This is a genomic window from Njordella calcicola (assembly GCF_056494125.1).
In genome coordinates, this window is sequence record NZ_CM151396.1 from 3,641,520 (window position 1) to 3,657,222 (window position 15,703).

General features: G+C 55.8%; 10 protein-coding genes. 4 read left to right on the top strand and 6 right to left on the bottom strand.

Features of this window, described 5'->3' with window-relative positions:
• Positions 1–70: 70 nt before the first annotated feature.
• The 5 genes from SH302x_RS13965 to SH302x_RS13985 all read right to left on the bottom strand — a co-directional run bounded on the left by SH302x_RS13965 (position 71) and on the right by SH302x_RS13985 (position 6,874).
• Positions 71–541, bottom strand: coding sequence for a MarR family winged helix-turn-helix transcriptional regulator (locus SH302x_RS13965; protein ID WP_479363019.1), 471 nt, complete (start codon positions 539–541; stop codon positions 71–73).
• Positions 542–725: 184 nt separating this feature from the next.
• Positions 726–1,328, bottom strand: a complete 603-nt coding sequence (locus SH302x_RS13970) for a TetR/AcrR family transcriptional regulator (protein WP_479363020.1) — start codon at positions 1,326–1,328, stop codon at positions 726–728.
• A gap of 257 nt (positions 1,329–1,585) precedes the next feature.
• Positions 1,586–4,771, bottom strand: a complete 3,186-nt coding sequence (locus SH302x_RS13975) for an efflux RND transporter permease subunit (RefSeq protein ID WP_479363021.1) — start codon at positions 4,769–4,771, stop codon at positions 1,586–1,588.
• On the bottom strand, positions 4,771–6,162 hold the full coding sequence (locus SH302x_RS13980) for an efflux RND transporter periplasmic adaptor subunit (protein WP_479363022.1): 1,392 nt from the start codon (positions 6,160–6,162) through the stop codon (positions 4,771–4,773). Before SH302x_RS13980 ends, SH302x_RS13975 begins: the two co-directional genes overlap by 1 nt.
• 61 nt (positions 6,163–6,223) lie before the next feature.
• A complete protein-coding gene (locus tag SH302x_RS13985; protein WP_479363023.1) occupies positions 6,224–6,874 on the bottom strand; it encodes a TetR/AcrR family transcriptional regulator in 651 nt (216 codons plus the stop codon).
• A gap of 185 nt (positions 6,875–7,059) precedes the next feature.
• Between SH302x_RS13985 and SH302x_RS13990 the strand changes: the two genes are divergently transcribed.
• Entirely contained in the window at positions 7,060–7,623 is a 564-nt protein-coding gene (locus SH302x_RS13990) for a hypothetical protein (protein WP_479363024.1), read from the top strand.
• Between the two features lie 452 nt (positions 7,624–8,075).
• On the opposite strand, the gene SH302x_RS13995 is transcribed toward SH302x_RS13990, so the two are convergent.
• Positions 8,076–9,698 carry an efflux transporter outer membrane subunit gene (locus tag SH302x_RS13995; protein WP_479363025.1) on the bottom strand — a complete coding sequence of 541 codons (1,623 nt, stop codon included), beginning with the start codon at positions 9,696–9,698 and terminating at the stop codon, positions 8,076–8,078.
• Positions 9,699–10,045: 347 nt separating this feature from the next.
• Here SH302x_RS13995 and SH302x_RS14000 point away from each other — a divergent pair, with 347 nt between their 5' ends.
• The 3 genes from SH302x_RS14000 (at position 10,046) to SH302x_RS14010 (ending at position 15,242) form a co-directional block, all read left to right on the top strand.
• Positions 10,046–10,696, top strand: coding sequence for a TetR/AcrR family transcriptional regulator (locus tag SH302x_RS14000; protein WP_479363026.1), 651 nt, complete (start codon positions 10,046–10,048; stop codon positions 10,694–10,696).
• Positions 10,693–11,979 (top strand): efflux RND transporter periplasmic adaptor subunit, encoded by a 1,287-nt coding sequence (locus tag SH302x_RS14005; protein WP_479363027.1) that lies wholly within the window; start codon positions 10,693–10,695, stop codon positions 11,977–11,979. Before SH302x_RS14000 ends, SH302x_RS14005 begins: the two co-directional genes overlap by 4 nt.
• A gap of 80 nt (positions 11,980–12,059) precedes the next feature.
• Positions 12,060–15,242 (top strand): efflux RND transporter permease subunit, encoded by a 3,183-nt coding sequence (locus SH302x_RS14010; protein WP_479363028.1) that lies wholly within the window; start codon positions 12,060–12,062, stop codon positions 15,240–15,242.
• Positions 15,243–15,703 lie beyond the last annotated feature (461 nt).

A 15,703-nucleotide genomic window follows, 5' to 3' on the forward strand; every position in this document is an offset into this window, starting at 1 on the left:
TTTCGCATCTTTGCTGACAACTCGCTCCCCTGAAGCCTTCACCTCACTCGCCTGCAACCTCTCGTTCATTTCAATGGTCGCTCAGATTCTTTATAATCCGTTTCAAAAATTCACGAAGCGTCTCGATCTCCACCGGACTCAAACCGTGCTCCGCAATAAGACGGGCTCGCACCGAGCATTCAACAACCACCTCGGCGAGTTCCTCCCCGCATTGATTGAGACCAATCATCTTTCGACGTCCGTCCGACCGATCAGCAACGCGTAGGATCAGGCCATCGCGTTCCATGCGCTCCAGGACGCCAGAAAGAGTGGCGGGTTCGATCCTGAGCACCCTCGCTAGTTGACACTGCGAAAGGTTCCCATTCTTTCGAAGCCAGCCTAGTACTTGAGACTGCCGATAAGTGACACCATAATGAGCAAGTTCAGCATTCAGCGATTGTTGGTATACTCGAGCCGTTTGCGAGAGAATATTTCCGATGTCATGCGAAACGTCAGTCTCGTGAGCTCGACCGTGCGACTTATTTGGTTTAGGTACCGACATCCTAGTTTCGTTCACTTATTCCCCGGCAGCAATCGCCAGACCAAAGAGCAGCCACGACCATTTATTGCTCCAATTGTTTTTCATTTCGTCATACCTGCTGAAACCTCCCGATCCGTCGAGCGCCAACACGAACCGGGCCGTGGCAGAAGCGGACTTCCATCAATTCGCATGTACGCTCTCACTCTTACTCAAAGCGGCTAATTGCTGCGAGTGAAAGCTCGGTGATGTATTGTGCGACCTCGTCGTTTGACGGCGGGTCACTATGCTTTTGCGGTAGCATGGCGAAAGCTACCTTTGCGAACATGCATTGGCTTATGATGCTGCAGGCCAGCCAGAGTCGCTTTGACTGCAAGGAATCGCGGGGGAGCAAGTCCTCAAGAATCGGCAAAAGGACATCCATTATCAGTTGAACGAAACGTGCAGTCTCATCGCTGCGTATTCCAGTTGGTGCCAGCCACTCACGTAGGATCAGCCGCGTCTGCCATGCGACATCGTTCAACTCAGCCATTTGTTCAACAAGCGTGCAAACACACGCATCAAGCCGCACCTTCGCCGGTTCTTCTGGGGAACACGTTGGAAATTGCGATCGGCTGACGGTTGATTCGAGGGCCAAGCCAAGGCTAGCGACATAGAGCGTCCGCTTTTTACGGAAATAGTAATTGACTGCGGCATTGTTCACGCCAGCCGCTTCGCATATCTCGCGGATCGTGGCACCATGGTAACCCTTCGCAGCGAAAATGGGCCCAGCCGCTTCGAGTATTCGTGCGCGGGCTTCGTCATTTGCCATACGGGTGCGCCCCCAGTCCCGTTACAAAGCGCTCGTGAGACTGCCTACCCCGGCGTAGGGAGGAGGCAGTTGATGTACACTTCAACGTTGTCGTAATTCGGATCAAGGTCCTCCACCGAGGTCAATAGAGCTTTCAGTTCATCAGGAATCATTAATCGCTATCCTTGAAACCTTCCAATCGGACGAACATCGAACCGGAGCAGGCCCCACCGAAGAAGACGCGCCCCTTCATCGACGATGCGACGCACTCCGCCGCATCAGCTTGCTTTCGCGGTCTCACGGGTTTTTAATGCGGCAGCCACTTGCGGTTCATTCTTTTCACGCTGTTCGACATCCTGGTCTGCCAAATGAATCGGTCTGGCTTCGATATCCTGCTGCACTGTAACTCCCAGGATGCGCAAGACACCGCAGCTTAGGTCATCCAGCAGGCTGTACACCACCGGGATAACCACGAGCGTTAGCAGCGTCGACGTGAGCATTCCTCCGATTACGCAGGCACCCAAGGGCTGGCGGGTCTCCGATCCAGCCCCCAAGCCGATAGCAATCGGGATCATGCCGGCGATAGTGGAAAAGGCAGTCATCAGAATCGGGCGAAGCCGCACTGGTCCCGCCATTAAGAGCGCTTCGTTCTTTTCCATTCCCTGCTCGCGACGGAGCAGGTTTGTGTAGTCCACCAACAGAATGGCATTTTTGGTGACCAACCCCATCAACATGACCATGCCGATCATACTGTAGATGTTCAGAGTCAGCCCCGTTATCGCCAAGGCGCCCAATGCGCCACCGATCGACAACGGCACCGAGACCATAATAGTGACTGGGTGAATGAAGCTCTCGAACTGCGACGCTAGAACCATGTAGATCAGGACGATCGCGAGAAGGAGCGAGAAAATGATGCTGGCGAATGATTCGGCCATCATGTCTCCGGCACCAGTAAATGCACTGACCACTCCCGGCGGGAGTCCGATTTCACGTTCCATGGACAGCACGTCCGTCATGGCGGCCCCAAGCGGCTTAAAACTCTCTAGGTTGGCCATGATAGTGACCTGCCGCTGCCGATTCTGTCGGTCGATTTGCACCGGGCCGGTGCCTTCCACAACGTCAGCGAGCTGACGGAATTCAACTAAACGTCCACTCCGGGTTCGCACGGGCAGCGCCGCAATCGCCTCGGCACGGTCGCGATCGCCTTCCGCCAGACGCACGCGAACGTCGAAACTCTCGCCCCCCTCCTCGAATGTGCTGACGGGCCTGCCACCCACGAGCGTTTGGACGGCAAGTCCCAGTTTCTCAACGTTGATACCCAGATCGGCCGCCCGATCGCGATCGGGCAGGATCGCCACTTCCGGCTTGCTGGAGTCATACGTAAGGTTGACGTCGACAATCCCCGGGGTCTCGCGCATCCGCTGCGTGACCTGCAGGGCCATCTTCTCAAGTTCAGCGATGTCCGTCCCGCGTAGGTTATATTGCAGCGGAGCCGATCGGAATCCACCGCCCGAAACGCGTGGGATGTATTCGACGCTGATTTTGGAGTGGCCAAGATCCTCCACACTTTGTCGGGCCATTGCCATGATTTCATGCTGGCTGAGTGTCCGCTCCGCCTTGTCCGGGAGTTGGACCAGAATCATGCCGTAATTCACGCGACCTTCCTGGCCGGCTCCAATGGTTGTGTACAAGTTCGTAACATGCGGCAATTCCCACAGCCGACGCTCCACTTCTTCGAGAATTCGGCTGGTTCGATCAATGGACGAGCCGAGCGGCGTTTCGACCTGCACGTTGAACTGCCCCTCGTCCTGCGAGGGCGAGAACTCGGTCCCTATCAACGGCAGGAGCATTACGCTGCCAACTAACACGCCGATTGCCAGCGCCGATACCAACCAGCGGTGCCGCAAAGCAAATCGGAGCGTCAAGCCATACAGCCATTCGGTGCCCGTGAAGAATCGTTCCACGACATTGAATAGTCGCCCGTGTTGAGGGGTAACCTTTAGTACCCGGGAACAGAGCATCGGTGAAAGCCATACGGCGATGAACGTCGAAACCACGACCGCGAATGTGACGGTCATCCCGAACTCATAAAAGAATCGCCCAACCAGGCCATCCATGAAGGCGACTGGAATAAACACGGCGACAATGGCGAGCGATGTCGCAATGACTGCAAAGCCAATTTCCTTCATGCCGGCGATGGCAGCATCGACGCGTGACTTCCCTTGCTCCATATGCCGAAACGCATTCTCCAGTACGACGATGGAGTCGTCGATGACCATGCCGACCGAGATGCTCAACGCCAGAAGCGACATCATATTCAGAGTGAAGCCAAAGGCGAGCATGAAGGCATAGGTGGTGACGATTGTCGTCGGAATGGTGACGGCTGCCACGAAGGCGCCGCGCCAACTCCTCAGGAACAGCAGAATCACCAATACGGCGAGAACACCACCCCGCAGCAGTTCGCCCTGGGCTTCGTTGACACTGTCTGCCACGAACAGCGACAAATCCTGAGTCATTGTCAACTCGTACCGATCCGGGAGGTCGGATTCAATATTGGCCAGGCGCTTCTTAACCTCCGTGGCAACTGCCAGCATGTTCTCACCCGACTGCCGGCGGACTTGCAGCGAGACTGCCCTCTGACTGTTGAGTCGTGAAAGACTGCGGAAGTCTTCCATTCCGTCTTCAACTGTGGCAACGTCCTTCAGGCGAATGGGTGTTCCTTGACGATGCGCCACCACAATGTTTTCGAAGTCCGCAGGACGTTCGATACGTCCTTTGGTCTTGACGACCAATTCGCGCACGTCTGTCTCGACGCGACCGCCGGGAAACTCAACATTTTCCTTTTCGATCGCCTCCACCACGTCCGAAGCCGTTAGGGCATATCCGCGAAGATCGTCCACTCGCAGCCAGATGCGGATTTCGCGGTCACGACCTCCCACGACTTCAACGGCACCGACACCGTCCACGCCTTCAATTTGCGGTTTGATTACGTTGTCCGCGTATTGCGTCAGCTCGCGGATGGAATCGGTTCCCGCCAGCGTAATCGACATGATAGGAGCCGAATCGGGGTCGAACTTCTCGACGACCGGGGGGTCGATCCCCTTCGGCAGGTCCGCCCGAATCGCCGCGACTTTATCCCGCACGTCCTGGGCGGCAATGTCGATGTTCCGCCCCAATTCAAACTCGACGAACGTCATCGACAAGCCGGTTACGCTCTCGCTGCGTAGCGACTTGATGCCGCTGATCGTATTGACCGCTTCCTCGATCGGCTCGGTGACATCCGTTTCGATCGTTTCCGGATCGGAACCTTCATAAAACACCGATACGGTGACGATCGGGAAATCGACGCTTGGAAACAGGTCCACCCCGATTCGGTTGTATGCCACAAGACCGAACACGACCATCGCAGCGACGACCATCGTCGAAAAGACGGGTTGCTTGATCGAAATCTCAGAGATCTTCATCAGTGGTTTCCTCCCGTCAATCCAGCAGCCAATACATGCTTCTCGTCCTGATGCGCTGCATGTCGCTCCGATTCACCGGATTGCACCCGCATGCCGTCAGCCAGCACCGCGGGATCCTGAAGCACGATGCGGTCGCCGTCTGTCAGTCCATCAATGATTTCTGTAATCCCATCTCCTTCCAGTCCCAGGCGGACGACCTTCTGAGTGACTCGTTGAGATTCAGCGTCGTAAACAAATACCTGGGGTTGTCCTCCAGAGTAAACCAGGCTTTTCGTTGGGACGACGAGTGCGTCGCGTGCCGAGTCGATCTCAAATGCCACCTTCACAAACTGCCCGGCCTTAAATTTGCGCTCGTGATTCTCGACCGCCACGCGGACACGGAACGTGCGAGTTTCGTGGTCAATTTTCTCATTGACGAGGACCACCAACCCGGGCACCGAATCGACAGTCCCCGCAGCCTGAACGCGAACCCAATCCTCTATTTGGACTCGCCCCATGTAGCGCTCTGGTATACCAACCTGCACGACGACGAGGCTCAAGTCCATCAGTTCCATCAGTTCCACGCGTGGCTGCGACGTCACGCGTTCCCCCTCTTCGACGAACCGTTCCACGATGACCGCATCATAAGGCGATCGAATGACCGTCTTTTTGAGGCGATCTTCCTTGATCCGTACATCGGCCTCGGCCTGGCTGACAAGGGCCTGTGATACGGCAATTTGCGCCTCGGTCGGACCGGCTTCAGCCTCGGCCAAATCGGCTTCCGCCCGTTCCACTGCAGCCCGCGCAGATCGAAGCTCTGCCCGCACGCGTCCAAATTCCTGCTGCGAAGTGGCCCGCTGGTCAATCAGCGATTCCATTCGCTTAAAGTCAGATTGATTGCGTTCCTCACGGGCCAGGGCTTCCTCACGGGCCGCTGTCAGGCGGCGGATCTCTTCCGGCCTCTTCCAGGCGAGAAGGTCCTCCAGATCCTTTTGAGCCTTCAGCAACTTTGCTTTGGAGGCAGCCAACTCCAGCTCATATTCGGTCGGATCGAGATGAACGAGCACCTCACCTTGAGCGACGGTTTGACCGAGGTCGAGACCCTGGTTTTCAGAATACTTGCGTCCCTCAATTTCGACTTCGATTTTGCGCGATGACCGCGGAATCGACTGAATCACACCATCAACTTCGGCTACCACCATTGTCCGCCGTCGTGGAAGAAAATTGCCTGTCAGTTCCAGTGTCTTGGCGACCGTGCCCTGCCGGACGCTAACCAGTTCGACCGCCATCGCCGGAATCTCCTTCCGGGCACTGGGCTCATGTTGCGAGACGGCTTGCGACTTTTCGAAAAACCAATGACGCGCCGCCAGCGCCAGCGCTCCAACACTTACAACGACAATGAGCGTCGTCACGACCGGTCGTATCAATTTCCTCATATTATTGCATTCTTTTCAGAGGTTTTCTTCGGGCGAACTATTCGACGGACGGAGTTTCGCGACCGACGAGCAGGCCATGAAACACCATGTCCAGGATGGTGTCGCATTGACTGGAGAGCGTTGCCTTACGACCCGAAAAGTAGTTGGTGAACATCGTCCCGTATACCACGTCGGAAACGAATTCGGTGATCCGCTCGACCGGGATGTCGCGCACTACTCCCACTTGTATCAACTCGCGGAATAACGCTTGCCACGGCGCCATGTTGGCGTCGCGGTGAACGAAATAGGTTGGCTTCTTCCTGTCCCGAAAGTGGGCACGTTCATGAATCAGCAGCTCGACGATTTCCGGATGCTCGTCGAAGAAGGCTAGGTAGGCGCGAACACCTTCGGCAATTCGCTCCAGCGGTGGCTCCACGCCTGCGATTGCCGCATCTACCGCACTTTTGAGCCGCCTCATCCCATGATCGACAGCCGCCAGAAAAAGCTCTTCCTTGCTTGGGAAGTAACGATAAACCGTCCCCTTACCGACGCCTGTTTTGTTGGCGATTTCCTGCACGTCTGCCGCCGCGAACCCGTTCTCCGAGAACACGACCGTTGCGGCGTCAAGGATTTCCGCACTGCGCCGCTCCTGGAGTTCTGCGTCAGGAGGGCGCCCCACCGGTCGGGTACTTTTTGAGGTGACTGGCATGGACAGGAATCTCCGGAGGCACTATTTTGTTAACGGACCGGTCCGTCCGTGAATGGAGTTAAGACTAATCGGCTGCCGACACGGCGTCAATCCCAGCTTTTGAAACAGGTGGACCGGAACATTCCGCAGCAGTCGCATCCCGATGCTAAGGCTGTTCAAAAATCCCACCGCAGGAGATCAAATCAATGTCGAAGTGGTTCGTCGTGCTGTCATTCGTTGCCGGGGCAGCCTTATCCTGGGGCGTCTACGTTCCAGTTGTCCACCGGGCCGCGTTCGAGTTAAAAAGCAACCTGCGTGCGTTCATGTTCGTCGGTGCAGCCTACTTCGTCGTCGCGGTGCTGATACCGGCCTTCTTCATCTTCGTGGCTAAGTCCGATCCAACCGTAAAGCCCGGTACCGTGCCGAATTTTCACCTGCACGCCTCGCTCTGGGGGTTGGCCGCAGGGATGGCTGGCGCAATGGGTGCGTTATGCGTGATCTTCGCCGCAACCAAGGCTGGTCCGGGAGCTGCAATCTTTGTGGCACCTCTCGTGTTTGGGGGAGCCCCGATTATCAACACTTTGGCGACGATCTATTACTTTCATCCCACCAAAACCTTGCCAGACTGGCGATTCTTTGCCGGCTTGATCCTGGCAGTCGTCGGTGCGTCGCTCGTGCTGGTCTATAAGCCCGTTGACAAGCCACAGGTGCCAGCACTCTCGCCGGCCGATACTTTGCCCGTCGAACTTCACCGCACTGTCGAACATTGACGTGCGCAAAAAATGGCAAGCAACCTACTGGTTTTTACCAGAGCATGCCGTAGGGTACAGCCAATGACAGAGCGGCAGTCTAACGCACTTGTACCATTCGTTGGCAGTCGGGCGGCAAAGCGAAGGAGCAGGCTTGGGACAGTAATTGTCAGGGCTGCATTGTTTTTGAGGGCACGGCAACACGACGCCCGGTTTGCTGCAGTACCTGTCGGCACAGCGACACGCAATAGGAGTGACGCACGGCGATGGTTTGCGGACGTAGTCATCGGGGCAACACAATGACCAGATGCCAACTCCCCAACCTACATTGCTCGATGGAGCCATTGCATCGCAGGATGCTTCGTCGGCGTGAACTGTCGCTAGCCCCGCTGTCAAGGCGATCGCAACCATCAGCATTCGCACGCTTACTGTAAGAATCCAGCCGCGTTTTATTCTCGATTCAGATTTCATTCTTACATATCCTCCATGTCGTCGGTAACTGGTTGTGGTAGGGGCTGTATCTCAGGGATCTCAGGGCTGGGCGGAACTGGCAGATCTTCGGGCAATCCAGATGAGGAGGCGCTAGCCATCGAGGGATTAAGCCGAATTTCCCACCCGCCACCCATTGCGCGGTAGAGATCGACGAGGCTTTGTGCAGCGTTACCGCGGGCGACCGCCAGTAACTCTTGTTGGTTGAGGAGCAACTGCTGAACGGTGAATAGGCGATTGAAGTCGATTTCGCCCTCCTGGTATTTGACCTGCGCCACACGCTCCGCCTCGCTCGCCTGGCGGGCACTCTCTTCCCGCACCTTGATCTGATCGGTGAAGTGCAGATAAGCGACGATGGCGTTTTCCGCTTCCTCATTGGCTTGGAGAACTGTTTGCTGGTAGCTGGCTACCAATTGCTGGAACCTTGCATCCTGAACGCGAATGTTGTTCAACAGTCGCCCATAGTTGAGCACGTTCCATCGCAAAGATGGCCCTACGGTCCCCCCGAAAGCGCCGCCATTGAAGACATCACTAAAACGTTCGGCCTCCCATGCCATCATGCCGTTGATTGACATGTGGGGATAAAGTTCAGATTGAGCGATTCCGATTTCCGCGCTCTGTGCAGCAACCAATCGTTCAGCACGTCGCACATCGGGACGTCGCCAGATCAATTCTGCGGGTACGCCAGCGGTGACGACATCGGAAGCGCTTGGAATCGAAGCCGGGCCATCGAGCATGTACGATAGGTCGTGAGGGGGCATGCCCATCAGTACTGCCAATCGGTTTTGAGCCTGTCGACGCTGAATCTCAAAGGCCTCAATAGCCGCCAAGGTATTGCCCAGATTCGCCTTCGCCTGCGGGGTGTCCAGTTCACTGTCGGCGGCTTTCGCGTCCAGGCGAGCCTGAGCTACGCGAACACTTTCATTTTGTAGAGTGGCATTCTCACGCGCAACTTCGAGACGTTGCTCCAGCGCTCGCAGTTCCACATAGGTCGTCGCCACCTCTCCGATGAGAACGACTATCGCGTCATCGAATTCTTCCACTGAGGCGTCTAGACGCGCGTCGGCACCCTCGATAGCGCGGCGATATCTGCCCCAAAAGTCCAGCTCCCAGCTGAGGCTACTTCCCACGCGCCAGTTGCTGAATTGCGGCGCAGCCAAATTCGCGAACGGTGAACCGGCAGGAATAGTTGGGAACAAAGCCGTTTGCTGGCTGCGCTGCGTGCGCGTGTAATCCGCGAATACCTCCTGAGTCTGCGGAAAGAGATTGCCTGCCACCACTCCGCGCCTGGCCTGGGATTCCGCCACACGAAAACCTGCTTCGCGCAGTGTGATATTCTGAGAGTAAGCCGTCTGGATAAGGCGGTCGAGCACCGGATCGTTGAAGACGGTCCACCAAGTGCGGTAGTCACCAGACTCGCTGGAAACACGCGAGCTCTGCGAGTCGATCCATTCATCGGCCACTGGCGCGGCGGGCCGCTTGTAATTGGGGCCCACCTTGAAGCCGTTGCGATAGTATTCGCGAACCCCTGTGCAGCCGCTCGCGCAGACGAGTGTCAGCAGGCATGCTGACGCGAGGGCGGCAAGTCGCCGTGAAGCTTCAGCCATCTTTTCGGTCCTCCGTGACCCATAAAACCTATTCGCTCGTCCAGAGCCCTATCGAACCGAAAAGGCCTACGCGAGACGACATAATTCGCGGACCAGCCAGTCCGCAAAATGCTCATCGGCGAAATCCTCGTGCTACTTGATACAAACCGTGCTGTCGGAGCGACCATTTCGCCGCTGTGATGGTTGCAACGGATATTCCGATTTCAAGGACATCCCGCGAGGGATTTAATGCGTCGGGCCATCCCTTATAACACGACGGACCAGTCAGTCTTGAAATTCTGCCGGTGCGATGCTACCCTGTGGACGGACCAGTCAGTCAGAGGATTCTAGTCAGCCAGGAGATTTCCGTGAGCACCATCAAAAACACCCGAGTACGACCCGTTGACGAAGAACTTTGGGAGCGACGCACTGATGAGATCCTTCACGTCGCCGCAACGCTCTTTGCAGAGCGAGGATTCGCTGGCACCGACACCCAAGAGCTGGCTGATCGCGTAAATATTGGAAAAGGAACTTTGTATCGGTATTTTCCCAGCAAGCGGGAGCTTTTTCTGGCAGCAGCTGATCGCGCCATGGGCCGACTTCGCGAATACCTCGACGCCGCGATAGGCACTCGCGACGATCCTCTGGAGCAGATTGTCGCAGCGATTGAAGCGTTCCTTGGATTTTTCGACCAACATCCTGAATTCGCCGAGCTCCTGATCCAGGAACGCGCTCTGTTCCGCGATCGCAAGAAACCTACCTACATTGAGCACCGCGAGAAGAACCTCGAGCGTTGGCAGCAGTTGTACAGGTCGCTGATTGATGCGGGGCGCGTGCGCTCGATGCCCGTTCAACGCATCACATCGGTTATCAGCGACCTTGTATATGGAACTATGTTCACAAACCACGTCGCCGGCCGGCAGAGATCCTTGCGTGAACAGGCCGACGATATCGTGGAAATCGTTTTCTACGGCATCCTTTCTGATTCCGAACGAATTTATTGGGAGAGGAAGCGATGAGCCGATTCGCCAGGACAATTTCGCCAATCACTCGCCAAACTGAATACGTTCCGACAGACGCACCAACGCCCGTAGTCTGTAACTGTACCTTTGATGTTCGATGGATGGGGCTACTAGCAGGAGCCTTGTTCATTCTTGCCGGATGCCAGAGGGGCGAGAGCCCCCCGGGAACTTCGGCTGCAGCACCACCGCCACCAAAAGCACTCGTGAGCCACCCGGTAGAGCGATCTTTAGCCGAGACACGCGAATATACAGGGCATCTTGAAGCTGTCGCGACGGTCTCCATCCGTGCGCGGGTGCGCGGCGTCTTGCAGAAGATCCACTTCCAAGAAGGAGCCGAAATTGAACAGGGAACATTGCTCTACGAACTTGATCCCAGCGAGTATCAGGCAGCAGCAGATGAAAAGGCGGCCGACATAACGGGCCTCGAGCAAGAGTTGAAGCTTGCTGAGTCTGAAGCGAAGCGATCTTCGGAACTATATGAACAGAAAGCGACTTCCAGAGAAACATGGGAATCGAAGCAGAACAAACTGGCGGTGACCAAGGCGGAACGGGAAAAAGCTCGTGCAGCACTCAAGCAAGCGGAATTCAATTTGAGTTACACCAAGATTTACGCACCGATTTCAGGCCGTGTGGGAAGGACGCTCGTGACAGTGGGAAACCTGGTCGGATACAACGAGCCAACCCTATTAACAACCATCGTGAAGATGGACCCCATTTACGTAGATTTCGAGATTCCCGAACGGGATCTCCTGCGTTTCCAGCAAACGGACGAGGCGCAATCTTCGAACTGGTCGCTGATGCGAGCGCCGCTGGGGATCGGATTGGAATCAGAAACGGGTTTTCCGCACGCTGGCATTATTAACTTCCGGGAAAACCGCGTCGAATCAGAAACCGGAACCGTTCTCGTTCGCGGGACGCTTCCTAATTCGGACAGGAAACTCGTCCCCGGCTTGTTCGCTCGCATTCAGGTTCCAGTCGGTCTGCCAAGGACGCGCCTGCTCGTTCCCGAAACCGCACTCGCCGCAGACCAGCGTGGCCGCTACGTACTCGTCGTCGATGCCAACAACACCGTGGAACAACGCCCCGTGCAGATCGAAATAAACATGGAGCACAGAGGATACCTGTCGATTCGCGAAGGATTGACCGCCACCGATCGGGTCATCGTGAGTGGCCTGCAAAAAGCACGTCCTGGCGCCAAGGTAGCACCGGAGTTAGTGCAGCCAGAAGAGGTTGTGAAAGTTGCGGCACCCACCAAAGCGTCGCGGCGGGATGTTCAGTGACCCAAGTCCTCGCTTTGCGCCTTCGAACTTGGCTTACAGCGTTCCGCTTTGTGGATGCAATAGAATTCTAAGGTAAACCTATGCTGTCCAAATTCTTCATCGACCGCCCCGTTTTCGCGAATGTCATTGCCATCATTATGGTAATCCTTGGCGTCGTTGCGATGTTCAACCTGCCGGTGGAACAGTATCCCAAGATCACTCCACCGACCGTGCAGGTCACAACTGTGTATCCAGGGGCCAACGCCCGTGTCGTCGCGGAAACCGTCGCCGCACCTATCGAGCAGCAGGTCAACGGTGTTGAAGGTATGTTGTACATGTCGTCCAACTGCTCGGCAGACGGTTCTTACGCGCTAACTGTCACGTTTGACATCGGCGTCGACCTTGACACCGCCCAAGTACTGGTTCAAAACCGCGTCGCGATCGCCGAGCCACTTCTACCGGAGGAAGTACGCCGCCAGGGTATCTCTGTCAAGAAACAATCAACCGACATCATCCTGGTAATCTCGCTTGTTTCTCCAGACGAGACATTCGACAGCCTTTTCATGGCGAACTATTCGACCCTGCGTTTGCGCGATGAGCTGAGCCGTGTTTCAGGAGTAGGTGATGTGGTTGTTCGAGGGGGAACGGACTATAGCATGCGGGTCTGGCTCGATCCCGAGAGACTCAGCGCACGCAATTTAACTACTCAGGACGTGATCTCCGCTTTGCGCGACCAGAACGTCCAGGTGGCTGCTGGCCAGATTGGGCAGGCTCCCGCACCGGAAAATCAGTTGCTTCAGCTCCCCGTGACAGCGATCGGCCGGCTCAGCGATGCTGAACAATTTGAAGAGATTGTCGTCAAGAAGCAGCAAGGACGAGTTACATACCTCCGCGACATCGCCCGCGTCGAACTGGGAAGCCAATCGTACGATTCCTTTAGTGTCCGATCCGGCACCCCGGCCGTGAGTATTCTTATTTACCAGTTACCCGGCGCGAATGCTCTGGAAGTAGCGGAGAATGTTCGCGAGTCCATCGAGCGACTCAAGCAGGATTTTCCAGTTGGTTTGGACTACAACATTCCCTTCGATACTACCAAGTTTGTCGAGGCGGGCGTCGAGGGAGTGTACCATACCTTGATCGAAGCTGGCGTCCTCGTCCTACTGGTAATCCTCGTCTTCTTGCACGACTGGCGTGCAGTGCTGGTACCCGCCACAACCGTTCCGGTGACGATCGTCGGCGCGTTCGCTGTTATGCCGCTTTTGGGCTTCACGATCAACTTCCTAACCTTGTTCGGCTTGGTGCTGGCGATTGGGATCGTCGTGGATGACGCCATTGTCATCGTGGAGAACGCGGCGCACCATGTCGAGCGAGGGCTCAAGCCGCGCGACGCTGCTATCAAGGCGATGGAAGAAATGACGGGGCCGGTCATTAGCATCACGCTAGTTCTTACGGCCGTATTTCTTCCTGCGGCCTTTCTCGGCGGCATTACCGGGCAACTCTACCGACAGTTCGCACTAACAATTGCTGCGACTGCCATCCTCAGCGCGATTAACGCCTTGACGCTGAAGCCGGTGCAGTGTGCGACCTATCTGCGTCCGTTGCCAGAAAAACGCAATCTTTTCGTTCGGGCATTCAATCGAGTCTATGGCTGGGTGGAGCGCCTCTATGTGTTTTTTCTTGGCCAGTTCCTGCGGGTGGCCTTCTTAGGGATGCTACTGTTTTTCGGGCTGATAGCTGGCACCGGCTGGTGGTATTTCTCTCTGCCAACCGGATTCCTACCGACAGAGGACCAGGGATATGTTTTAGTGAGCGTTCAACTGCCCGACGGTGCATCGCAGGAACGGACCAGGGCGGTAGTGGACAAGCTGGACAAAGTGTTTGCGAATGAGCCGGCGATTGACAATTGGCTCGTTCTCGGCGGGCTTTCGATTCTGGATGGTACGACCGCCCCTAATGCCGCGACGGCCTTCGCCGTTTTCAAGGACTGGGGCGAACGTCATGACTCGAAACTCAAGCAAGAGGCGATTGTCGCCAGGCTGCGACAGGAGATGGGACAACTTCACGAGGCCGTGGTTTTCCCGATCGTCCCACCTGCAATCCGAGGGCTGGGGAGTTCAGGCGGTTTTCAGATCCAGATCGAAGACCGCGCCGGCGTGGGCCGAGAAGAATTGTTCCAACGACTTCAAGAGATTATCCAGACCGCACAAAGTCGGCCCGAGCTCGGACCCATGCAGACGACGTTTCGTGCGGGTGTCCCACAATTGTTCGCTGATGTGGATCGGGTAAAAGCACAAAAGCTGGACTTGGACCTCGATGACGTATTCAGCACCCTGCAGGCAAATCTCGGATCGTTTTATGCCAACGATTTTAACAAGTTTGGTCGCACCTATCAGGTCCGTCTTCAAGCTGAGCCGCAATTCCGCAATTCGGCTGACGACATATATCGCCTGCGCGTGCGTAACGCCAACGGGCAAATGATTCCGATTGGATCAGTGCTTACCATCGACGAAGCCTTTGGGCCACAAGTGATTAACAGGTACAATCTTTATCCGACCGCTTCGATTATCGGATCGTCGGCTCCGGGACGAAGTTCCGGCGAAGCGCTTCAGGCGATGGAGAAGGTTGCCCGTGATGTGCTTCCAAACACGATGGGATTCGACTGGACGGGAATGGCCTATCAGGAAAAACTGGTAGGCGGGCAAGCGTTCGCAGTGTTCGCCCTTGCCGTGTTGCTCGTTTACCTCGTCCTCGCCGCCCAATACGAGAGCTGGATTCTCCCCTTTGCCGTGATTCTCGTTGTTCCGATTGGAATGCTTGGTATCGTGGCCGCAGTTTCGTTTCGTGGGATGGACAACAATGTGTACACCCAGATAGGAACGGTCTTGATTATTGCGCTAGCCAGCAAGAATGCGATTCTCATCGTCGAGTTCGCACGAGAATTGCGAATGCACGGTCGAAGTATTCGGGAAGCGGCAATCGAGGCCTCTCGTCTGCGTTTCCGTCCGATCTTGATGACCTCATTCGCATTTATTCTCGGTGTGATGCCGCTGGTCAGAGCCCAAGGAGCCGGCGCCGCCAGCCAGCAGTCCTTGGGAACGGCGGTGGTCGGCGGAATGCTAACTTCTACGATTTTGGCCGTTTTCTTCGTACCTCTCTTCTACGTTGTCATGCAGCATTTGAGTGAATGGCGAAAACCGACTGAAAGTCATGCTGAATCCGATTTCCGAAAAACAGATGAACTTCTGCCATCAGCCGCGCCCAATCCAGACAGGCACACGCCCTAACCTAACCGTAATTAATAGCTTTTGCGCTGCGGCAGCGTGCTGACTTGCACGCTCCCAGACATTAAAAACTCTAACATCGCGATCATCCTGGGGGGATTCCTGAACATAATGAACTGCGCCACCTGATCAGCGGGTTTTGTGGGTGTAATGGATGTGTTAATGATAAAATAGGAATTGCTTCCGCCGCGCGGAAGGTTTAGACTCGCCGGCATGTGAAATCCCATCAATGGTGGGTTTTTGATAACTGCGGAGGTTCGAAGGCGTTTCACCCACAACATAACCGAACGGGTCTCGAACTTCGTAAATCCTTGCGTTGCAAGGCTTTACGAATTTCGAGCGCAGAGAGTATTGTTACGAAGAGGGTTGCGCACGGGGAGCTTTCGTCAAAGTTCTAACTTTGGCGACCAAAAGACTTAACGCCCGGCGGCGAGAGATCGACCGCCGGGCGTTTTTCGTTTCTA